We start from the raw sequence: 20565 nt of genomic DNA on the forward strand, positions 1-20565 counted from the left end.
CCATCAGCGACCTTGAATGGCCTTCCTTGCACTCGGTATCAACCACAAGACTGCTTCAGTAGACGTCCGCGAGCGCGTGGCCTTTACCCCTGAGCAGCTGGTGGAAGCCTTGCAGCAGCTCTGCCGACTGACCGACAGCCGCGAAGCTGCGATCCTCTCGACCTGCAATCGCAGTGAGCTTTATATAGAACAGGATCAGCTTTCTGCCGATATCGTGCTGCGCTGGCTGGCCGACTATCACCATTTAAGCCTTGATGAGCTGCGCGCGAGTGCTTATGTGCATGAAGATGATGCGGCAGTTCGTCACATGATGCGCGTCGCCTCCGGGCTCGACTCGCTGGTGCTCGGCGAACCGCAAATTCTCGGCCAGATGAAATCGGCCTACGCCGTGGCCCGCGAGGCCGGCACCATTGGTCCGCTGCTGGGACGACTGTTTCAAGCCACGTTCAATGCCGCCAAACAGGTGCGCACCGACACGGCGATCGGTGAAAACCCGGTATCGGTGGCATTTGCTGCGGTCAGCCTGGCGAAACAGATTTTCAGCGATTTGCAGCGTAGTCAGGCTTTGCTGATCGGCGCCGGCGAGACCATTACTTTGGTCGCCCGCCATTTGCACGAGCTGGGGGTCAAGCGCATCGTCGTCGCCAACCGCACGCTGGAACGCGCCAGTCTGTTGGCTGAACAGTTCGGCGCTCACGCGGTGTTGCTCTCGGACATCCCGGCAGAACTGGTGCGCAGCGATATCGTGATCAGTTCGACCGCCAGTCAGTTGCCGATTCTCGGCAAGGGCGCGGTGGAAAGCGCGCTGAAGCTGCGCAAGCACAAGCCGATCTTCATGGTCGACATCGCCGTTCCCCGGGATATCGAGCCGGAAGTCGGCGAGTTGGGCGACGTTTACCTCTACAGCGTCGACGATCTCCACGAAGTGGTCGCCGAGAACCTCAAGAGTCGTCAGGGCGCAGCCCAGGCCGCGGAAGAGATGGTTTCGGTCGGCGCCGATGATTTCATGGTGCGCCTGCGCGAACTGGCGGCGGTCGATGTGCTCAAGGCCTATCGCCAACAGAGCGAACGCCTGCGCGACGAAGAGCTGCAAAAAGCCCTGCGTCTGCTGGCCAACGGCGGCAACGCTGAAGACGTGCTCGGACAATTGGCCCGTGGCCTGACCAATAAACTGTTGCACGCGCCCAGCGTGCAATTGAAAAAGCTTTCTGCCGAAGGCCGCCTCGATGCGCTGGCCATGGCCCAGGAACTCTTTGCCCTTGAGGGCTCACCGGATAGCTTTTCGGATAAAAAATCGCAATGAAAGCGTCACTGCTCAATAAGCTGGACATCCTCCAGGACCGTTTCGAGGAACTGACCGCGCTGCTCGGCGACGGCGAAGTCATTGCCGATCAGACCAAATTCCGCGCCTATTCCAAGGAATACGCCGAACTCGAGCCGGTCGTGCAAACCTATAAAAAGCTGCTCAGCGTACAAAGCGATCTTGAAGGCGCCCAGGCGCTGCTCAAGGACAGCGACCCGGACATGCGTGAAATGGCCGTGGAAGAAGTCCGTGAAGCCAAGGAATTGCTGATTACCCTGGAAGGCGATCTGCAACGCATGTTGCTGCCCAAGGATCCGAATGACGGCCGCAACGTCTATCTCGAAATTCGCGCCGGCACCGGTGGCGACGAGGCGGCGATCTTCTCCGGCGACCTGTTCCGCATGTACTCGCGTTACGCCGAACGGCGTGGCTGGCGTGTCGAGATCCTTTCGGCAAACGAAGGCGAACACGGCGGTTATAAAGAAGTCATCGCGCGCATTGAAGGCGACAACGTTTACGGCAAGCTGAAATTCGAATCCGGCGCGCACCGTGTACAGCGTGTACCCGCCACCGAATCCCAGGGCCGTATCCACACCTCGGCCTGCACCGTGGCGGTATTGCCCGAGCCGGACGAGCGCGAAGCCATCGAGATCAACCCGGCGGATTTGCGCGTCGACACTTACCGCTCCTCCGGGGCCGGTGGTCAGCACGTCAACACCACCGACTCGGCGATCCGCATCACCCACATACCGACCGGCACCGTCGTCGAGTGTCAGGAAGAACGTTCCCAGCACAAGAACCGTGCCCGGGCGATGGCTTGGCTGTCGGCCAAACTCAACGACCAGCAAACCGCCGCGGCGGCCAATGCGATTGCCAGCGAGCGTAAATTGCTGGTGGGTTCCGGTGACCGTTCCGAGCGGATTCGCACCTACAACTTTGCTCAGGGCCGGGTTACCGACCATCGCGTCAACCTGACCCTGTACTCGCTGGATGAAATCCTCGCCGGTGGCGTTGAAGCGGTGATCGAGCCGTTGTTGGCCGAATATCAGGCTGACCAACTCGCTGCGATAGGTGAATAAATGACCATCATTGCCAGCCTGTTGCGCGCTGCCGAATTGCCGGACTCGCCCACCGCGCGTCTGGACGCCGAGTTGCTTCTCGCGGCGGCACTGGGCAAATCACGCAGCTTTCTGCACACCTGGCCCGAACGCATCGTACCCAGTGAAGCGGCGCTAACCTTTGCTGAATACCTGCAACGCCGCCGTAGCGGTGAACCGGTGGCTTATATTCTCGGGCAGCAGGGCTTCTGGAAACTCGATCTTGAAGTCGCGCCGCACACGCTGATCCCGCGTCCGGACACTGAATTGCTAGTGGAAGCGGCGCTGGAATTGCTGCCCGCGACCCCGGCCAAAGTGCTCGACCTCGGCACCGGCAGCGGCGCAATCGCATTGGCCCTGGCCAGCGAGCGCCCGGCATGGAAAGTCACCGCCGTAGATCGCGTACTCGAAGCCGTGGCTCTCGCCGAACGCAATCGCCAGCGCCTGCATTTGAACAACGCCACCGTGCTGAGCAGCCATTGGTTCAGCGCGCTGGAAGGTCAGCGTTTCCAGTTGATCATCAGCAACCCGCCGTACATCGCTGCGGCCGATCCGCATCTGGTCGAAGGCGATGTGCGCTTCGAGCCGGCGAGTGCGCTGGTGGCCGGTGAAGACGGTCTCGACGATCTGCGTCTGATCGTTGCGCAAGCCCCGGATCATCTGCAAGCAGGTGGCTGGCTGATGCTCGAACATGGCTATGATCAAGCCGAAGCCGTACGCGATTTGTTGCTGACGCGTGGTTTCGAAGAAGTCCACAGCCGCACCGATCTGGGCGGTCATCAACGCATCAGTCTGGGGCGCCTGCCGTGCTGAATGATCAGGAATTGCTGCGCTACAGCCGGCAGATTCTGCTGCAACACATCGACATCGATGGGCAACTGAAGCTCAAGGACAGTCGCGTGCTGATCGTCGGCCTTGGCGGTCTCGGTGCACCGGTTGCCTTGTATCTGGCAGCGGCGGGTGTCGGTGAATTGCATCTGGCGGATTTCGACACGGTCGATCTGACCAACCTGCAACGCCAGATCATCCATGACACCGACAGCGTCGGCATGAGCAAGGTCGACTCGGCGCTCAAGCGTCTGGGCGCGATCAATCCTGAGATCCAACTGATCGCTCACCGTCAGGCGCTGGATGAGGATTCTCTCGCCGCAGCCGTGGCGGCGGTGGATCTGGTGCTCGACTGTTCCGATAATTTTTCCACGCGCGAGGCAGTCAACGCGGCGTGCGTGGCCGCGTGTAAACCGTTGGTCAGCGGCGCGGCGATTCGGCTGGAAGGGCAATTGTCGGTGTTCGACCCGCGTCGCGCCGAGAGCCCGTGCTACCACTGTTTATACGGGCATGGCAGTGAAGCCGAACTGACTTGCAGTGAGGCCGGTGTGGTCGGGCCTTTGGTGGGGCTGGTCGGCAGCCTGCAAGCGCTTGAGGCCTTGAAGGTTCTGGTCGGTTTCGGTGAGCCGCTGGTGGGCCGCTTGTTGCTGATCGATGCCCTTGGTTCGCGTTTCCGTGAGTTGCGCGTCAAGCGCGATCCGGGTTGCAGTGTCTGTGGTTCGCGCCATGCGTGAAGCGCCGATCGGCGTGTTCGACTCCGGCGTCGGCGGCTTGTCGGTGCTGGCGGAAATCCAGCGTTTGCTGCCCAATGAATCACTGCTCTATGTCGCCGATTGCGGGCACATTCCCTACGGTGAGAAAACCCCTGAATTCATCCGTCAGCGCTGCAGCGTGATGGCCGGGTTTTTCCGTGAGCAGGGCGCCAAGGCGTTGGTGCTGGCCTGCAATACCGCGACGGTCGCAGGCGTTGCCGATTTACGACGTGATTTTCCCGACTGGCCGATTGTCGGTATGGAGCCTGCGGTCAAACCTGCCGCTGCCGCGACCCGCAGCGGTGTGGTCGGCGTGCTCGCCACCACTGGCACGTTGCAGAGCGCCAAGTTCGCCGCGCTGCTTGATCGCTTTGCCACCGACGTTCGCGTGATTACCCAGCCATGCCCCGGCCTGGTCGAGCTGATTGAAAGCGGCGATCTGCACAGCGCCGAGTTGCGCCAGTTGCTGCAAGGGTATGTCGAGCCACTGTTGGTCAGCGGTTGCGACACGATCATTTTGGGCTGCACCCACTATCCCTTTCTCAAGCCGATGCTCAAGTCGATGATCCCAGCGGACATAAGTCTGATCGATACTGGCGCGGCTGTAGCACGGCAACTTCAGCGGCTTTTGGCGGAGCGCGATTTGCTCGCTGGCGGCCCGAACCAGCCGGTCAGATTCTGGACCAGCGCCGATCCTGCGTACTTCAAAAACATCCTGCCGCTACTGGGGCAAAGTGCTGGCGAAGTGCAAAACTTCAGCTTGTAAAAAAATTGTGAAATAACTAAAACTTCAGCTGAACTTCTGAGTAGGCGCTAGCTTCTATAGCGAAGAGTTACCTAGAAAACCAAACGATCGTTCCGGAAAAGGAAGTTTCAACGTGAAGCGACTATTCTGCTTGGCCGCGATTGCGGCCGCACTGATGGGGCAAAGTATTACTGCGCAAGCGGCAGGTGTTGAGTTCGCGGTGGGGGCCACCAGCGACTCGACCATGACGTACCGCCTGGGCATGAATTTCGACTGGGACAAGAGCTGGCTGCAAAGTGACGTCGGTCGCCTGACCGGTTACTGGAGCGGGGCGTACACCTACTGGGAAGGTGACAAGACTTCCAGTAACAACAGCCTGTCGTTCTCGCCGGTATTTGTTTACGAGTTCGCCGGTCAATCGGTCAAACCGTATGTGGAAGCGGGGATCGGCGTCGCGGCGTTCTCCAATACCAAGTACGAATCCAACAACCTCGGCGGTTCTTTCCAGTTTGAAGACCGCTTCGGTTTTGGTCTGCGTTTCAATGGCGGGCATGAAGTCGGGATTCGTGCGACGCACTATTCCAACGCTGGCTTGGCCAGTGACAACGACGGCGTAGAAAGTTACTCGCTGCATTACACGATGCCGTTGTAAGCACGATCAAAAGATCGCAGCCTTCGGCAGCTCCTACAGGTGAAACACATTCCCATGTAGGAGCTGCCGAAGGCTGCGATCTTTTGTTTTTGGGATCACCGGTAAGCCGTGGTGATGCCTTTGCGCTCTTCAATGCACTCGGGCGCGCCCATCTCGAATTCGCGGCAGATCAACGGGCGTTTCTCATAGATCGTGCACATCATGCTGTCGCGATCCAGCGCCGCGCACCAGCCGTCGTCCAGACGCAGCATCACTTCGCCGCCCCACTCATCGGTATCGATAAAGCGATCAGGCACGCCAGTGTCGGTGATCAGCATCACTTCGAGCTGGCAACAGCACGCCGCGCAGGTCGAACAAGTGACCGCCGGTTCCGTGATTTGTTGGTGGGGAATGGTCTTCATGGCCGGCAGTGTAAGGCAGTGGCCGGCATGCGTGTGAAAGGTCTGACAGACGCTCAGTGCGTCAGTCGCCGCGCCATCGTATGCAACAGCGGAAACAGCAGCGCCCAGAGCAGGCCGATACCGATCAGTGTCGGCAGTTCACCATAGGGAAATTGCACGCCGGCTAGCCGCCCGCCGGCGTAGTACGACATTGCGCCACCGACGGCCCCCAGCGAACTCGCCAGCCACCACGGCCGCGCGCTCCAGGCCAGGCAGTGACGCAACGTGGTCGCGAGCAACGCCCAGAGCAGCATCAGCCACAACGGAATCAGCGGCGACAGATCCTGAAACTCGAATACACCCAGCGCGCGCAAAACGCTGTCCACCGCCGTGCCGACAATCACCACGCTCAACACCAGGCGACCCTCAGCCGCCCAACTGCTGATCCAGCGCAGATGAATCACCAGCACCGCCAACGCCAGTAGCAACCACAAACTGTTGCCGCCGAGCACGCAGGTCAGCCAGCCGATCTGGAACAGCACGGCATTGGCGACACGCTCAAGCATCGAAGCGTCCGAGCAGCGGCGCGGTCATCGCCGCCGGTTTGGCCAGCAGCAACTGCGCAGTGCCGATGGTGCGTTCGAGGAAGCCGCCCTCGCAGTAACACAGGTAAAACTCCCACAGCCGCAGGAAATAATCGTCGTAACCCAACTCGCTCAAACGGCCATGGGCGCGGCGGAAGTTCTCGTGCCACAGGCGCAGGGTGCGGGCGTAGTGCAGGCCGAAATCTTCCATGTGCAACAGGTTCATGTCGGTGTCGCGGCTGACCACTTCGAGCATTTTCTGCACGCAGGGCAGGGCGCCGCCGGGGAAGATGTAACGCTGGATGAAATCGACGCCGCGCTTGGCCTGTTCATAGCGCTGCTCGCGGATGGTGATCGCCTGGATCAGCATCAGACCGTTGCTCTTGAGCAGGTGCGCGCATTGTTTGAAATAGGTCGGCAGGAAGCGGTGACCGACCGCTTCGATCATTTCGATCGACACCAGTTTGTCGTATTCGCCGGTCAGGTCGCGATAGTCCTTGAGCAGCAGCGTGACCTGATCCTGCAAGCCCAGTTGTTCGATGCGTTGCGCGGTAAACGCGTACTGCTCTTTCGACAGCGTCGTGGTGGTGACCCGGCAACCGTAATTCTGGGCGGCGTAAAGCGCCATGCTGCCCCAACCGGTGCCGATCTCCAGCAAATGATCATCGGGTTTGAGCGCAAGCTTCTGGCAGATCCGCTCCAGTTTGTTCAACTGCGCCTGCTCCAGACTGTCTTCGGGCGTAAGGAACTGCGCCGCCGAATACATCATGGTCGGATCAAGAAATTGCTCGAACAGATCGTTGCCGAGGTCGTAGTGCGCGGCGATGTTCTTTTGCGAGCCCTTGCGCGTGTTGCGGTTGAGCCAGTGCAGGCCTTGCACCAACGGCCGGCCGAGGCGGGCCAGGCCACCCTCCATGGCGTCGAGCACGTCGAGATTGCTGACGAATACGCGCACCACCGCTGTCAGATCCGGCGAACTCCAATAGCCGTGGATAAACGCCTCGCCGGCACCAATCGAACCATTGCCGGCGACCATGCCCCAGACGGCCGCATCCGTCACATGGATTTCCCCCAGCAACGCACTGCCCGGCGTACCGAACATCAGCCGTTCGCCGTCCTCGACCACCAGCAATTGCCCGTGTTTGAGTTGAGCCAATTGGCGCAACACGCCACGGCGCAGCAGCGATCCGGTCAAACCGTTGGGGCTGAACCGACTGACCGACAGACTAGAGGATTTCATGGCGCTGCTCCTTGGGAGGCACAGTGGCGGTTTGAAAGCTGCCGTCGGCAGTCTGATGAGCAAAGATCGGTGCGCGTTTGAGCAGCAGTCGCAGCGCTTGCCAGTAAATCGCCAAGGCAGTTTTTGCGGTCATCCACGGAAACCGCCGCAAGTAGCGGTGCAGGCTGCGACGATCGAGACTTTCGCGTTGCAGATTGAGCGTGGCGTCGAACAGTTTGTGCTCGCCTTGCCAGTCGGCCATGTGCACGCCGAGGTTCTGCGCAGCGGGGCTGAAGCTCATGCGGTATTCGAGATCGCGCGGCAAAAACGGCGAAACGTGAAAGGCCTTGGCCACGGCGAAGTGCTGGTGAAAATCCTGCAGATTGGCGGGCGCACGCGCCGGCAGCACATAGTGATAACGCTCGCGCCACGGCGTGTTGGTGACTTCACAGACAATCGCCGCCAGTTGCCCGTCGGCTTCATGGCAGTAAAAGAAACTCACCGGATTGAACGACAATCCCCAACTGCGCGCCTGGGTCAGCAGGCAAATCGAGCCTTGCGGTTCGTGGCCGATGGCGATGCCGACCTGCTGACGCACGGCATCGATCAGGCGTATGCCTCGGCCAGTGAATGCCTTGAGATAGTCCGTCTCGCGAAACGAGAAGGGCGCAAAGCGACTGCGTCCGGCCAGCGGCGACAGTGCAAGCACCGCGTCCTGTTCGCTGAGGTCGAGGTAGAGCAAACCGATCCGGTAGCGGAACTCATGGCGGCGCGGCGAGAAGCGCCGATGACCGATCCAGCCGCTGTAGAGGGCGCTGTTCATAAGGTTTCCCCGAACGCGGCGGCCACGCGCAAGGCGCTGACAACACCGTCCTCATGAAAACCATTGGCCCAGTAGGCGCCGCAATAATGCGTGTGTTGCGCGCCATCAAGTTCGCCCCAGCGTTGCTGTGCGGCCGCTGCTGCGAGGCTGAACTGTGGGTGGGCGTAGGTGTAGCGGGCGAGCACTTTGTCCGGGCTGATGCCGGCACTCTGATTGAGGCTGACGCAAAAAGTGGTGTCGCTCTGAATGCCCTGCAGAATGTTCATGTCATAGGTGACGGCGGCGTGGGTGTGACCGGCGCCGCTGAGCCGATAATTCCAGCTGGCCCAGGCCAGTTTGCGCGTCGGCAGCAAACGCGTATCGGTGTGCAGCACCACTTCATTGTCGGCGTAGGGCAGGGCACCGAGGATCGCGCGTTCGGCATCGCTGGGGACTGCCAGCAGTTTCAGCGCCTGGTCGCTGTGGCAGGCGAACACCACCCGATCGAAATGCTCAAGGCCTGCCGGGCTGTGGGTAACTACGCCATGCACATCGCGATCAACCCGAGTGACCGGGCAATTGAGCCGAATCCTGTCTTTGAACGCTGCCGTCAGCGGCGCGATATAGGCGCTGGAACCGCCTTCGATGACTTGCCACTGCGGACGATCACTGACCGATAACAGGCCATGGTTTTTGAAAAAGCGTACAAAAAACTGCAGCGGAAAGTTGAGCATTTCCGCCATCGGCATCGACCAGATCGCCGAGCCCATCGGCACGATGTAATGCAGGATGAAACGTTCGCCGTAACCGCCGGCCTTGAGGTAGTCGTCGAGGGTGGTGTCGGCGGCGATGCGCAGTTCGACGAGGTCGCGCTGGGCTTCTTTATTGAAGCGCAGAATATCGCGCAACATGCCCCAGAACCCCGGCGACAACAGATTGCTGCGCTGGGCGAACAGGCTGTTGAGGTTGTTGCCGTTGTACTCCAGACCGGTGTCCGGGTCGGTCACCGAGAAGCTCATTTCCGTCGGCTTGAACGCCACGCCGAGCTGGCCGAGCAGTCGGATGAAATTCGGGTAGGTCCAGTCGTTGAAGACGATGAAACCGGTGTCCACGGCGTACTGCCGTCCAGCGACCGTAACGTCCACGGTGTGCGTGTGGCCACCGACCCAGTCGCCCGCCTCGAACACCGTGACGTCATGGCGGCGATTGAGCAGGTAAGCGCAGGTAAGCCCGGCGATGCCGCTGCCGACGATGGCGATTTTCATGTCGGATCCGTCAGTGGAGGCGACTTGCGCACCATGCGCTTGCCGATCGCCAGTTGTACCCGTGCCGGCAGTTTCGACAGCGGCCACAGCGCGGCCATGAACAGCGCCGGAAAGGCGATCTCCAGCGGCCGATCCTTGAGCTTGGCGAAGATGTGCCGCGCGGCTTTATCCACAGGCCAGCTCAACGGCATGGGGAAATCGTTTTTGGCGGTCAGCGGTGTTTCGACAAAACCGGGGCTGACCACGGTGACTTCAATGCCTTCGTCGGCCAGATCGATGCGCAACGACTCGAACAGGTAACGCAAACCGGCCTTCGAGGCACCGTAGGCTTCGGCCCGTGGCAGCGGCAGATAGGTCACCGAACTGGCGACGCCGACCAGGTGCGGCGCAGTGCCTTTGCGCAGCAGCGGCAGTGCGGCCTCGATGCAATAACTGCTGGCGAGCAGGTTGGTGCGCACCACATGTTCGATGATCGATGAGTCGAACTGCTTGGCGTCCACGTATTCGCAGGTGCCGGCGTTGAGAATCACCGAGTCCAGCGAACCCCAGTCCTCGGCGATCTGCTCACCGATTTCGCGCACAGTCTGGCTGTTGGTCAGATCTCCCGGCACGACCAGAACCTGCCCCGGATAGCGTTGCGACAAGACCTTGAGCGGAGCAACCTGACGGGAACTGACTGCCAGGTGCGCACCGGTTTTCAGGATCTCTTCAGCCAGCGCAGCGCCGATGCCACTGCTGGCCCCGGTCAACCAATAACGCCGTGGAGGTGTACGACTCATCCCATTCTCCTTTTCAGCCAGGCAATGACCCGGCCCAATACTGGCAAGTGTTCATACAGCAGCGCCCCGGCATCGAAATAATCCCGGTGGCGATAAACCTTGTCACGCCAGAGCAGATGCGAGCAGCCGCTGACACGAATCACGCGGCCATTCGCCAGGCGCGGATGGCGATAGCTCATGACCCAGCGCAAATAGCCTTCGCAGTCGCTGATCTGGTCGAAACCATGAAAGTCGAAACGCAGTTCGCTGACGTTGGCGTATAACTCGCCGAAATAGTCGCGTAACTGCGCCAGACCCTGCACCTCATGCAGCGGGTCGGTGAACTGAATGTCATCGCTGTACAGCTCGCCCAGGCTTTGCAGGTTGTCTTTGTTCAACGCTGAAAATTGCCGGGCGAAGCGGCGCAGGAATTCACTCATCATCACCTCCTGAAGACGTACGCGAAGGCAGATTCTTGAAGGCTGCCAGCGCCCGTTGCCGCGAGGTGCTGAGGTTGACGATCGGCGACGGGTAGTCGGCGGCGCCGAACAAGCCGCCGAGGTTGGCCGGGTTGTGCACTTCTTTTTTGTTGAGGCCGGCCAGTTCTGGTAGCCAGTGCTTGATGAACAGGCCTTCGCTGTCGAATTTTTCCGATTGGCTCAGCGGATTGAAGATGCGGAAGTACGGCGCCGAATCGGTGCCCGTCGACGAACTCCATTGCCAGCCACCGTTGTTCGCCGCCAGATCGCCATCAATCAAGTGGCGCATGAAAAAGCGTTCGCCTTCGCGCCAGTCGATCAGCAGGTTTTTGGTCAGGAACATTGCCACGATCATGCGCAGGCGATTGTGCATCCAGCCGGTTTCGAGCAATTGGCGCATGGCCGCGTCGATGATCGGCAGACCGGTGCGCGCTTCTTGCCATGCGGCAAGATCGTCCGGCGCATCACGCCAGGCCAACGCCTCGGTTTCCGGGCGAAATGCACGGTGCCGAGAGACCCGTGGATAGCCGACCAGAATGTGTTTGTAGAACTCACGCCACAGCAACTCGTTGATCCAGGTGACCGCACCGACCTTGCCGCTCTCGAACTCGCCCTGATTACTTTGCAGGGCGGCGTGCAGGCATTGGCGCGGCGAAATCACGCCGGCCGCGAGATACGCCGAGAGCTGACTAGTGCCCGGTTTGGCCGGGAAGTCGCGTTCGCTCTGGTAGTAGTCGATCTGCGCGTCGGTGAAGGTGTCGAGACGGCGCCGGGCTTCGTTTTCGCCGGCGGGCCATAGATCGCGCAAGGTCTGGCTCGGCGTCGAGAAGCCCTTAACCGAGTCGGGAATCGGATCGCTGCTGACCTCAAGTTTTTCCTGTTTGCCGGGGGCCTTGACCAGCGCCGGCATCGAGCGATGCAGGCGTTCGTAACAGACTTTGCGGAACTGGCTGAACACCTTGAAGTAACTCTCGGTCTTGGTCAGCACGCTGCCAGGTTTGAACAGCAACTGGTCGAGATAGCTGTGAAAGGTGATGCCCTCGGCCTTTAGTGTTTCGCCTACCGCTGCATCGCGACGGCTTTCATGAACGCCATATTCTTCATTGGCGTGAACCGCCGCTATCTTCAGTTGCCGGCAGAGTTTGAGCAGTTCTGCCGGGGCTTGATCCCAATGGGTTGCGGTGCGAATCAGCAATGGGATGTTGAGTTTGCCAAGGCTTGCGCTCAGCTCACGCAGGTTGCGCAACCAGAAGTCGACCTTGCACGGCGCATCGTCATGTTCCAGCCACTGCTGCGGGCTCAACAGGTACACGGCGACCGTCGGGCCGCGCGCTGCGGCGGCCGCGAGGGCGGTGTTGTCATGTTGGCGCAAGTCGCTGCGCAGCCAGATCAATTGCATGTCGGCACTCACTGCGTCCATTAGATCAGCCCACGCTGAACGAGCACCTGGTGCGCTACAAGCGCGTCTTCAGCCAGGAACACATCAGCCATCTCTGAGGTTTTTACGGACAACTCGGCGTGGTGGATGCATACCGTTGGTCCGACCAGCATTTTTGTACAACCGACTCCGTTCAGTAGTTTGGGCAACTGCGCAAGGTTCATGGCTTTGCTGGAATACAGCAGTACGCCACGGGCTTGCAGATGTTCGACCGCCAGCGCCAGTTCGGCGGCAGGCAGCGGCCAGTCAAACACTTGCACCGGACAATCAGCGCTACTGATCAGCCACGCGCACAGCCACAGATGAGGTTCCAGTGGCAGGTCGGAATGATTGATCAATAGCAGCGGGGCGCCATGCAACTGACGATTGTTATGGTAGATGCGTGTGCCGAATTTGCTGCGTAACCACGAATAAAAGAACACCCGCTCCATCTGTGCGCCGAACTGGCCTTGCCAGCGCTGCTCCAGTTCCGCCAACAGCGGCATCAGCAATTGCTCGCACAATGTGCGTGGCGGGTAGAGCGCCATGGCCTGATTGACGCTGTCGTCGAGGCTGCGTTCATTGAGTTGCGTGACGGCCGTCAGCAGTGTCTGGCGCAACCGCTGCCAGTCGTTTTCCACGGTTTCGCTGAACGCCTGTGGTGTGTCGAGCAGAGGTTTGACCTGGCTGACCGCGACGCCACGGTTGAGCCAGGTAAGGATGGTCAGAATCCGCTGCACATGTTCGGCCGAATACAGCCGGTGGCCCTTGGGCGTGCGTTGCGGCACGACCAGCCCGTAGCGGCGTTCCCACGCGCGCAAAGTGATCGCGTTGACGCCGGTCTGCCGGGCGACTTCGCGGATCGGCAGCCAGCCCTCGTCGAGGGCTTTTTTAAAATCAGCGCCAAGGTCTTCCTGGGCGCTGGTATCCATTTTGTCGTTCATTAGATTGCGTTTCGCAGGCTGAGGTTTTCCGGGTGCGGTTGCAGGTAAACCTGTTGCGCGATGTACGAATCCGGATGGAGGCGAAAGTGGTGCTTGAGCAGCGTCAACGGCACCACCAGCGGCACGATGCCCTGGCGGTACTGGCCGATGACGTGTTGCATTTCCTGTTTGTCTTCGGCGCTGATTGCCTGTTTCAGATAACCGCTGATGTGCAGCAAAACGTTGCAGTGCGTGCCACGGGTGGCGCATTTCTTCAATGCCGCCATCAGTTCGCTGAAATAGCGCGGGCCGAGTTCGGCGGGATCGGTGTCGGCCATGTTGCCGAGCATTTTGCCCAGCGCTTTGTATTGCGGTGGATTGTGCGCCATTAGCAAATATTTATAGCGCGAATGGAATTCGGTGAGGGCGCGACGACTCAGGCCACCGGCAAGGACGTGTTGCCATTCGCTGTAGGCGAACACGCGGGTGATGAAGTTCTCGCGCAGTACTGGATCATTGAGGCGCCCGGCTTCTTCCACGGGCAGATCCGGGTGCTGTGCGCAAAACGCCTGAGCGTAAATCCCTCGCCCGCCGCCGTTCACCGGGGCGCCGTTGGCGTGGTAGACCTTGACCCGTTCGAGGCCGCAGGACGGCGATTGCTGCATGAAGATGTAGCCGCAGATGTCATCAAGCTCGGCGGCCATTTTCGTGCCGTACTCGGCCAATGGCTGGGTGACGTTGATCGCCGGGTTGACCGTGCCGACCGCTTGCGGATGCTCGGCCTCGCCAACGAGGCGGATCGGTTCGCGCGGGATGCCCAGGCCGATGGCGACTTCAGGGCATACCGGGACAAAATCGAAATGCTCGGTGAGGGTGCGGCTGCACAGTCGCGATTCCTTGTGCCCACCGTTGAAGCGCACCTCGGCACCCAGCAGGCAGGCGCTGATGGCGATTTTTGGCTTGGCTACGCAAGTATCTGACATGGGCACCTCGAATCTATACCTGTACAGAGGTAGATCTCTGTACAACTTTCGTCAGCATAGATTCATGGGTGTACAAGTCAAATTATTTGTACAACTTTCTGTAGGAGCAGCTGCCGAAGGCTGCGATCTTTTGATGTTGTGGTTGTAAAGCAAAATCAAAAGATCGCAGCCTTCGGCAGCTCCTACATGAGCCAACCGATTTTCCAGTGAGTGCTGTTTTGTAGCGCTTGCCAATCGAGTCGTTCGGCACGCTTGGTCAACACCGCCTGCAATTCGACTTCCAGCACCGTACCTTCCTCATCTCGGAACAGTTCGGTCACCAGAAAATGTTTTTCACGATTCAGCGGGTGAGCTGCTGTCCATTTCGACAGCAGCAATTTTTGCGGATTGATGCGGTTCATTGCAGGTGTTCGTGCAAGCGTCGTGCAGCTTCCTGGCCACTGAGCCAAGCGCCTTCGACGCGCCCGGACAGGCACCAGTCGCCGCAAGCGTAGAGGCCCAGATCGGCATCGGCCAGCGTGCCCCATTCGTGGCCCGTCGCGGGTCGCGCATAGAGCCAGCGGTGGGCGAGGCTGAAGGTCGGCGCGGGCATGGCGCTGTGCAGCAATTCGGCAAAGGCACCGTGCAGTTGCTCGATCACCGCTTCCTTGGACAAGTCGATGTGTTGCCGGCTCCACGCGCTGGTGGCATGCAGCACCCACGTGTCGAGGGTGTTGTCGCGCCCCGGTTTACTGCGGTTTCGCGCCAACCAGTCGAGCGGGCTGTCCTGCACAAAGCAACCTTCGATCGGCGTATCCAGTGGTGTTTCGAAAGCGAGGGCGACGGCCCAGGTCGGGTCCATTTTCACCCCGGCGGCGGCCCCGGCAAGTTTCGGTGCGGCGGCCAGCAGGGCAGTCGCTTGCGGTGCTGGCGTGGCGATCACGACATGACTGAACGGCCCGTGCGTGAAACCTTCGGCGTCCTGCAAGTGCCAATGTTCTTCACCGCGATAGACCTCGGTAATCCGGCAGGCAAAATGCACTTCCAGACCGTCAAGCAAGCCACGAGTAATGGCGCTCATACGCGGCGCACCGACCCAACGGGTCTGCTCGTCCGGCGACAGGTTCAGTTGCCCGCCCTGATAGGTGTAGAGCTGTGGCGTCCACTCGGCGACCCAACCCTGGCTTTGCCAACGCTGCACCTCGGTGACGAAGCGGCGGTCGCGGGCAGTGAAATATTGCGCGCCCATGTCCAGCGAGCCAGCGTCACTGCGCTTGCTCGACATACGCCCGCCGCTGCCGCGACTTTTGTCGAATAATTGAACGGTGTGCCCGCTCTCTGTCAGAGCCTGGGCGGCGGAGAGCCCGGCGATGCCGGTGCCGATGATTGCGATAGGTACAGTCATAGGGGCCTCGTTTACCTTTCTGTACAGACTACGCCGTGGATGAAACCTGTACAATTTTGTTTTTTGGTATAACTTCTAGCGTTCTCGTTCTGACAGCTTGGCCTATGGTTAAACAATAGAGCCTGCCCGATAGAAAAGATCCCTGCTTATAAAAATAGACTAGTGATCCGGGTTAAACGCCACGCGAGGAAGATGTCATGCACATATTGCTGACCGGCGGTACTGGTTTGATAGGACGTCAGCTCTGCCGACACTGGTTGGGGCAGGGCCATCGCTTGACGGTGTGGAGCCGCAAGCCGGAGAAAGTCGCGAAAATCTGTGGTGCGCAGGTACGTGGTATTGCGCGCCTGGAAGACCTCGGCGAAGAGTCGGTCGACGCGATCATCAATCTGGCCGGTGCGCCGATTGCCGATCGGCCGTGGACCCATCGACGCAAAGCGTTGCTGTGGAGCAGCCGCATCACCCTGACCGAAACCCTGTTGGCCTGGCTGGAAACGCGATTACAAAAACCGGCGCTGCTGATCTCCGGTTCGGCGATCGGCTGGTACGGCGACGGCGGTGAGCGCGAGCTGACGGAAGATTCGCCGCCGGTGATCGATGATTTCGCCAGCCAGTTGTGCATCGCCTGGGAAGAAACCGCGCAACGTGCCGAAGCGCAGGGAATCCGCGTGGTGCTGGTGCGAACGGGTCTGGTGCTGTCGGCCGAGGGCGGCTTTTTGTCGCGCTTGCTGTTGCCCTTCAAGCTCGGGCTGGGTGGGCCTTTGGGCAATGGTCGGCAGTGGATGCCGTGGATTCATATCAACGATCAAATCGCCCTGATTGATTTTCTTCTGCATCGTGATCAGGCCAGTGGTCCTTATAATGCGTGCGCGCCGCAACCTGTGCGCAATCGCGAATTTGCCAAGACGCTGGGCAGCGTTCTGCACCGCCCGGCGTTCATGCCGATGCCGACGCTGGCACTGAAAGTCGGCCTCGGCGAAATGTCTTTGTTGTTGCTCGGCGGCCAGAAGGCCCTGCCGGCACGCTTGCTGGAAGCGGGTTTCACTTTCCAGTTCACGGATTTACGCGCGGCCCTGGACGATCTCTCCAGCCGCCTCTGAAATAGGACGTTGCATGACCGATCACGCTTTGCTTCTGGTCAACCTGGGTTCCCCGGCCTCAACCTCAGTGGCCGATGTACGCAGCTACCTCAACCAATTCCTGATGGACCCGTACGTGATCGACCTGCCGTGGCCGGTGCGGCGTTTGCTGGTGTCGCTGATCCTGGTCAAGCGCCCGGAACAATCGGCCCACGCTTACGCCTCGATCTGGTGGGAGGAGGGCTCACCGCTGGTGGTGCTCAGCCGTCGTCTGCAACAGCAGATGACCGCACAGTGGAATCACGGCCCGGTGGAACTGGCGATGCGTTACGGCGAGCCGTCGATTGAAACCTGTTTGCTCAAGCTGGTGGCGGCGGGGCACAAGCGCATCACGCTGGCGCCGCTGTATCCGCAGTTCGCTGACAGCACTACGACCACGGTGATCGAAGAAGCCAAACGGGTGATTCGCCAGAAGAAGCTCGACGTGCAATTGTCGGTGCTGCAGCCGTTCTACGATCAGCCGGAATACCTCGATGCGCTGGTTGAAAGCGCCCGGCCACATTTGCAGCAGGATTACGATCACTTGCTGCTGAGCTTCCACGGTTTGCCCGAGCGGCATCTGACCAAACTCGATCCGACCGGCAATCATTGCTTCAAGAATGAAGACTGCTGCAAGAACGCCTCGCCTGCGGTATTGGCGACCTGTTATCGCGCGCAATGCCTGCGCACAGCCGCGTTGTTTGCTCAGCGCATGGGCCTGCCGGATGGCAAATGGTCGGTGTCGTTTCAGTCGCGTCTGGGTCGGGCCAAGTGGATCGAGCCGTACACCGAAGCGCGGCTGGATGAACTGGCGAAAAGCGGCGTGAAGAAAATACTGGTGATGTGCCCGGCGTTTGTCGCCGATTGCATCGAGACGCTGGAAGAGATTGGTGATCGCGGCAAGGAACAGTTCCGCGAAGCGGGGGGCGAAGAGTTGGTGCTGGTGCCGTGCCTGAATGATGACACGCATTGGGCGAAAGCCTTGGCGACTCTCTGCGAAAGAGCACCGCTGGCGCTCTGAAAGCGAATCGCGAGCAGGCTCACTCCCACATGATCGTTCCCACGCAGAGCGTGGGAACGATCAGATCTAAGGGGTTAGATCAGCGGCTCATCCGCCTTCTTGTTCTTCCAGCCATCATTGCCCGGCAGAATCAGGTTCAGCGCAATCGCCACCACCGCGCACAGCGCGATGCCTTTGAGGCCGAAATCATCCGGGCCAGTGCCGGTGCCGACCAGCACACCGCCAATGCCGAACACCAGCGTCACCGACACAATGACCAGATTGCGCGCTTCGCCCAGATCGATCTTGTGACGGATCAGGGTGTTCATCCCCACCGCCGCAATCGAACCGAACAACAGGCACAGAATCCCGCCCATCACCGGCACCGGAATGCTTTGCAGCAGCGCGCCGAACTTGCCGATGAACGCCAGGCTGATGGCGAAGATCGCCGCCCAGGTCATGATTTTCGGGTTGTAGTTCTTGGTCAGCATCACCGCGCCCGTCACTTCGGCGTAGGTGGTGTTTGGCGGGCCGCCGAACAGGCCGGCAGCGGTGGTGGCAATGCCGTCACCGAGCAGGGTGCGATGCAGGCCCGGCTTCTTCAGATAGTCGCGACCGGTCACGCTACCGACGGCAATCACGCCACCGATGTGCTCAATGGCCGGGGCCAATGCCACCGGAACAATGAACAGAATCGCCTGCCAGTTAAACTCCGGCGCGGTGAAATGCGGAATCGCAAACCAGGGCGCTGCGGCAATCTTCGCGGTATCAACGACACCGAAGTAGAACGCCATGGCAAAACCGACCAGCACGCCGGAAATAATCGGCACCAGACGGAAGATGCCTTTACCGAACACCGCCACGATCAACGTGGTCAGCAATGCCGGCATCGAGATCAGCATAGCGGTCTGGTAATGGATCAGTTCGGAACCGTCGCCAGCCTTGCCCATTGCCATGTTTGCGGCAATCGGTGCCATGGCCAGGCCGATGGAAATGATCACCGGACCAATCACCACCGGTGGCAGCAGACGGTCGATAAAGCCCGTGCCTTTGATCTTCACGGCAAGGCCGAGGAAGGTGTAGACGAAACCGGCTGCCATCACTCCGCCCATGGTCGCGGCGAGGCCGAACTGGCCCTTGGCGAGAATGATCGGGGTGATGAAAGCGAAGCTCGACGCCAGAAACACCGGCACCTGACGCCCGGTGACGATCTGGAACAGGATCGTCCCAAGACCTGCGGTAAACAGTGCCACGTTCGGGTCAAGGCCCGTGATCAGCGGCATCAGCACCAAAGCGCCGAAAGCCACGAACAGCATCTGGGCGCCGGACAGCACCGTGCGCCAGAGCGGATCGTTGAACTCTTGCTGCATGGTCAAGCGTCCTTCTGCTTGGTGCCGAAGATCTTGTCACCGGCGTCGCCAAGTCCAGGAATGATGTAACCGTGCTCGTTCAAGCGCTCATCAATGGACGCGGTGTAGATGGTCACGTCCGGGTGAGCTTTTTCGACTGCTGCGATACCTTCCGGCGCGGCAACCAGCACCATCGCGCGGATGTCTTTGCAACCAGCCTTTTTCAACAGGTCGATGGTCGCAACCATCGAGCTGCCAGTGGCGAGCATCGGGTCGATGATCATCGCCAACCGTTCGTCGATTTCCGGAACCAGTTTTTCCAGATAGGTGTGCGCTTGCAGGGTTTCTTCGTTACGGGCGACACCCACAGCGGAAACCTTGGCACCCGGGATCAGGCTCAGCACGCCTTCGAGCATGCCGATGCCGGCGCGCAGGATCGGCACGACAGTGATCTTCTTGCCGGCGATTTTCTCGACCGACACGGTGCCGCACCAGCCTGCAATATCGTAGGACTCCAGCGGCAAATCTTTTGTAGCTTCATAGGTCAACAGGGCGCCGACTTCCTGAGCGAGCTCACGGAAGTTCTTGGTGCTGATATCGGCGCGGCGCATCAGGCCGAGTTTATGACGGATCAGCGGATGGCGGATCTCGAGGATGGGCATGGAAAAACTCCGGCGGCGGGCAAAAAAACCGGCCTAGATTAATCTATCCGAGGGTGATGTCCTATAGGACATTCTGTACGTTAGTCCATAAAGGCTTGATTCGGCCTCGCGAGATGCGTACCTTTGCCCGCTTTTCGCAGCCATACCCCCCCACATTCCCCCCCTGGAGAGCGCCATGTCCGCTGATCTCGAGCATATCCGTCAAATCATGCGAGAGGCTGACTGCCTGTACACCGAGTCTGAAGTCGAGGCGGCCATCGCCCGTGTCGGTGCACAAATCAACGAACAACTGGCTGACAGCAACCCGGTGGTGTTCTGCGTGATGAACGGCGGGCTGATTTTCTCCGGCAAACTGCTGACGCATCTGCACTTCCCGCTGGAAGCCTCCTACCTGCACGCGACCCGTTATCGCAACGAAACCAGCGGCGGCGACCTGTTCTGGAAAGCCAAGCCGGAAGTCTCGTTCATCGACCGCGACGTACTGATCATCGACGACATCCTCGACGAAGGTCACACCCTCGGTGCGATCATCGACTTCTGCAAACACGCCGGCGCGCGCAAAGTGCACACCGCCGTACTGATCGACAAGGACCACGACCGCAAAGCGCGTCCTGACCTGAAAGCCGATTTCGTTGGCCTGCCGTGCATTGACCGCTACATCTTCGGTTACGGCATGGACTACAAAGGCTACTGGCGCAACGCCAACGGGATTTTTGCCGTTAAAGGCATGTAAGACCCTGCACCATCCCCTGTAGGAGTGAGCCTGCTCGCGATAGCGTCGTATCAGCCAACATCAACGTTGCTGACAGACCGCAATCGCGAGCAGGCTCACTCCTACATTTGTTTGCGTGATACCCATGCTAGA

General features: G+C 59.9%; 23 protein-coding genes. 9 read left to right on the forward strand and 14 right to left on the reverse strand.

All coding sequences use genetic code 11. The features are described 5' to 3' along the window. The first annotated feature begins 16 nt into the window (after positions 1 to 16). The 6 genes from hemA (at position 17) to ACM6IN_RS14200 (ending at position 5377) form a co-directional block, all read left to right on the forward strand. Positions 17 to 1303 carry a glutamyl-tRNA reductase gene (gene hemA / locus ACM6IN_RS14175; RefSeq protein WP_414916233.1) on the forward strand — a complete coding sequence of 429 codons (1287 nt, stop codon included), beginning with the start codon at positions 17 to 19 and terminating at the stop codon, positions 1301 to 1303. Continuing rightward, positions 1300 to 2382, forward strand: a complete 1083-nt coding sequence (gene prfA, locus ACM6IN_RS14180; protein ID WP_095114376.1) for a peptide chain release factor 1 — start codon at positions 1300 to 1302, stop codon at positions 2380 to 2382. Before hemA ends, prfA begins: the two co-directional genes overlap by 4 nt. After that, the gene (gene prmC, locus ACM6IN_RS14185; protein WP_007912886.1) at positions 2383 to 3213 is read left to right on the forward strand and encodes a peptide chain release factor N(5)-glutamine methyltransferase; all 831 of its coding nucleotides are present in this window, start codon (positions 2383 to 2385) and stop codon (positions 3211 to 3213) included. Further along, positions 3207 to 3962, forward strand: coding sequence for a molybdopterin-synthase adenylyltransferase MoeB (locus ACM6IN_RS14190; RefSeq protein WP_007912884.1), 756 nt, complete (start codon positions 3207 to 3209; stop codon positions 3960 to 3962). Before prmC ends, ACM6IN_RS14190 begins: the two co-directional genes overlap by 7 nt. After that, positions 3955 to 4746, forward strand: coding sequence for a glutamate racemase (gene murI, locus ACM6IN_RS14195; protein ID WP_414916234.1), 792 nt, complete (start codon positions 3955 to 3957; stop codon positions 4744 to 4746). The genes ACM6IN_RS14190 and murI overlap by 8 nt, the downstream gene beginning before the upstream one ends. Before the next feature lie 112 nt (positions 4747 to 4858). Beyond that, complete coding sequence (locus ACM6IN_RS14200; RefSeq protein WP_095114379.1) at positions 4859 to 5377, forward strand: acyloxyacyl hydrolase; 519 nt, start codon at positions 4859 to 4861, stop codon at positions 5375 to 5377. A gap of 95 nt (positions 5378 to 5472) precedes the next feature. Here the strand turns inward: ACM6IN_RS14200 and ACM6IN_RS14205 are convergent, their stop codons facing one another. The 12 genes from ACM6IN_RS14205 to ACM6IN_RS14260 form a co-directional block, all read right to left on the reverse strand. Then, entirely contained in the window at positions 5473 to 5778 is a 306-nt protein-coding gene (locus ACM6IN_RS14205; protein ID WP_007912865.1) for a YkgJ family cysteine cluster protein, read from the reverse strand. A gap of 53 nt (positions 5779 to 5831) precedes the next feature. Continuing rightward, positions 5832 to 6323, reverse strand: coding sequence for a DUF2878 domain-containing protein (locus ACM6IN_RS14210; RefSeq protein ID WP_007912864.1), 492 nt, complete (start codon positions 6321 to 6323; stop codon positions 5832 to 5834). Beyond that, positions 6316 to 7581, reverse strand: coding sequence for a class I SAM-dependent methyltransferase (locus ACM6IN_RS14215; protein WP_414893572.1), 1266 nt, complete (start codon positions 7579 to 7581; stop codon positions 6316 to 6318). The genes ACM6IN_RS14210 and ACM6IN_RS14215 overlap by 8 nt, the downstream gene beginning before the upstream one ends. Further along, complete coding sequence (locus ACM6IN_RS14220) at positions 7568 to 8383, reverse strand: DUF1365 domain-containing protein (RefSeq protein WP_414893573.1); 816 nt, start codon at positions 8381 to 8383, stop codon at positions 7568 to 7570. Before ACM6IN_RS14220 ends, ACM6IN_RS14215 begins: the two co-directional genes overlap by 14 nt. Beyond that, on the reverse strand, positions 8380 to 9627 hold the full coding sequence (locus ACM6IN_RS14225; protein ID WP_414916235.1) for an NAD(P)/FAD-dependent oxidoreductase: 1248 nt from the start codon (positions 9625 to 9627) through the stop codon (positions 8380 to 8382). The genes ACM6IN_RS14220 and ACM6IN_RS14225 overlap by 4 nt, the downstream gene beginning before the upstream one ends. Next, a complete protein-coding gene (locus tag ACM6IN_RS14230) occupies positions 9624 to 10406 on the reverse strand; it encodes an SDR family NAD(P)-dependent oxidoreductase (protein ID WP_007912854.1) in 783 nt (260 codons plus the stop codon). The genes ACM6IN_RS14225 and ACM6IN_RS14230 overlap by 4 nt, the downstream gene beginning before the upstream one ends. Then, complete coding sequence (locus ACM6IN_RS14235) at positions 10403 to 10825, reverse strand: nuclear transport factor 2 family protein (RefSeq protein ID WP_414916236.1); 423 nt, start codon at positions 10823 to 10825, stop codon at positions 10403 to 10405. The genes ACM6IN_RS14230 and ACM6IN_RS14235 overlap by 4 nt, the downstream gene beginning before the upstream one ends. Continuing rightward, positions 10818 to 12263 carry a deoxyribodipyrimidine photo-lyase gene (phrB, locus tag ACM6IN_RS14240; RefSeq protein ID WP_414916237.1) on the reverse strand — a complete coding sequence of 482 codons (1446 nt, stop codon included), beginning with the start codon at positions 12261 to 12263 and terminating at the stop codon, positions 10818 to 10820. The genes ACM6IN_RS14235 and phrB overlap by 8 nt, the downstream gene beginning before the upstream one ends. Positions 12264 to 12283: 20 nt before the next feature. Then, complete coding sequence (locus ACM6IN_RS14245) at positions 12284 to 13225, reverse strand: MerR family transcriptional regulator (protein ID WP_007912849.1); 942 nt, start codon at positions 13223 to 13225, stop codon at positions 12284 to 12286. After that, positions 13225 to 14187, reverse strand: coding sequence for a YbgA family protein (locus ACM6IN_RS14250; RefSeq protein ID WP_123376575.1), 963 nt, complete (start codon positions 14185 to 14187; stop codon positions 13225 to 13227). The genes ACM6IN_RS14245 and ACM6IN_RS14250 overlap by 1 nt, the downstream gene beginning before the upstream one ends. A gap of 182 nt (positions 14188 to 14369) precedes the next feature. Next, a complete protein-coding gene (locus ACM6IN_RS14255) occupies positions 14370 to 14588 on the reverse strand; it encodes a TIGR02450 family Trp-rich protein (RefSeq protein ID WP_414916238.1) in 219 nt (72 codons plus the stop codon). Continuing rightward, on the reverse strand, positions 14585 to 15571 hold the full coding sequence (locus ACM6IN_RS14260; RefSeq protein ID WP_007912846.1) for an NAD(P)/FAD-dependent oxidoreductase: 987 nt from the start codon (positions 15569 to 15571) through the stop codon (positions 14585 to 14587). Before ACM6IN_RS14260 ends, ACM6IN_RS14255 begins: the two co-directional genes overlap by 4 nt. A 197-nt stretch (positions 15572 to 15768) precedes the next feature. On the opposite strand from ACM6IN_RS14260, the gene ACM6IN_RS14265 reads away from it, so the two are divergent. Together ACM6IN_RS14265 and hemH are read left to right on the forward strand one after the other, a co-directional pair. After that, positions 15769 to 16671, forward strand: coding sequence for a TIGR01777 family oxidoreductase (locus ACM6IN_RS14265; RefSeq protein WP_414893579.1), 903 nt, complete (start codon positions 15769 to 15771; stop codon positions 16669 to 16671). 13 nt (positions 16672 to 16684) lie between these two features. Beyond that, positions 16685 to 17710 carry a ferrochelatase gene (hemH, locus tag ACM6IN_RS14270; protein ID WP_414916239.1) on the forward strand — a complete coding sequence of 342 codons (1026 nt, stop codon included), beginning with the start codon at positions 16685 to 16687 and terminating at the stop codon, positions 17708 to 17710. Positions 17711 to 17784: 74 nt separating this feature from the next. Here hemH and ACM6IN_RS14275 read toward each other — a convergent pair whose 3' ends face one another. After that, complete coding sequence (locus ACM6IN_RS14275; RefSeq protein ID WP_077574503.1) at positions 17785 to 19059, reverse strand: uracil-xanthine permease family protein; 1275 nt, start codon at positions 19057 to 19059, stop codon at positions 17785 to 17787. Between the two features lie 2 nt (positions 19060 to 19061). Next, positions 19062 to 19700, reverse strand: a complete 639-nt coding sequence (upp, locus tag ACM6IN_RS14280) for a uracil phosphoribosyltransferase (protein WP_007912842.1) — start codon at positions 19698 to 19700, stop codon at positions 19062 to 19064. 175 nt (positions 19701 to 19875) lie between these two features. Here upp and ACM6IN_RS14285 point away from each other — a divergent pair, with 175 nt between their 5' ends. Further along, positions 19876 to 20433 (forward strand): hypoxanthine-guanine phosphoribosyltransferase, encoded by a 558-nt coding sequence (locus ACM6IN_RS14285; RefSeq protein WP_007912840.1) that lies wholly within the window; start codon positions 19876 to 19878, stop codon positions 20431 to 20433. The last annotated feature ends 132 nt before the right edge of the window (positions 20434 to 20565 follow it).

The organism is Pseudomonas sp. IT-P395, assembly GCF_949767675.1.
Classification (GTDB): Bacteria; Pseudomonadota; Gammaproteobacteria; order Pseudomonadales; family Pseudomonadaceae; genus Aquipseudomonas.